At 33.8% G+C, this 665-nt stretch carries 1 protein-coding gene; it reads right to left on the reverse strand.

Annotated elements, in window-relative coordinates; translation table 11 throughout:
- A partial coding sequence (locus SBH76_RS13475) for an IS1634 family transposase (protein WP_432706871.1) occupies nt 1-665 on the reverse strand: 665 nt, incomplete at both ends.

The raw sequence follows: 665 nt of genomic DNA on the forward strand, positions 1-665 counted from the left end.
ACATATTTAGCACAATCTCCAAGTTCATCTTTAGCGATATTTTTGTATGTAGAAAACTTTGAAGCTTTATCGACCATTTTCATTATTTCAAGCCTTTGTTTCTTTGCAAGGTTAGGATTATAAGAGACGATACGATTTTCTTTTACAGAAAACCTTGTAACACTCTCTTTTCCTGTTTCCGGATCAATCTCTTTAAAACTGTAATCAAAGCTGTCAATACAGGATTTAAGACGAAAAGATATATTACCTCTTTCATCAGTGTAATTAGAAAAGACATTTGTATCATTCTCAAGTAGAACCCATTTCTTTTCCTTTTCACTTAGATTCTTACCATGTATTGATTTTGAAAATATATAGCCGTCACTAGCTTCTTTAACTGCAGCATAAATATTTCTTGCACAATTAAGTCCTTTATCAGCCACCTGAATTGTCTTGCCTGATACGTTGTGTCGTTGCTTCATTTCTTCAATAACTTTTCTAATATATGGCTTTTCCGATTCATTTCCGGGATACATTTGCATGGAGACAGGCACTAGATCAGCATCTAAAAGTAAAGCCTGCCCTATTATCGGAGAGTGCCTATTCTCTTTTGAAGGTCCCTTTTGCTTGTCATCGCTAGGAAGATCAATTTCAAAGTAATAATTAGTACAATCGAAAAATACATT

The organism is Lachnoanaerobaculum sanguinis (assembly GCF_033242365.1).
Lineage (GTDB): Bacteria > Bacillota > Clostridia > Lachnospirales > Lachnospiraceae > Lachnoanaerobaculum > Lachnoanaerobaculum sanguinis.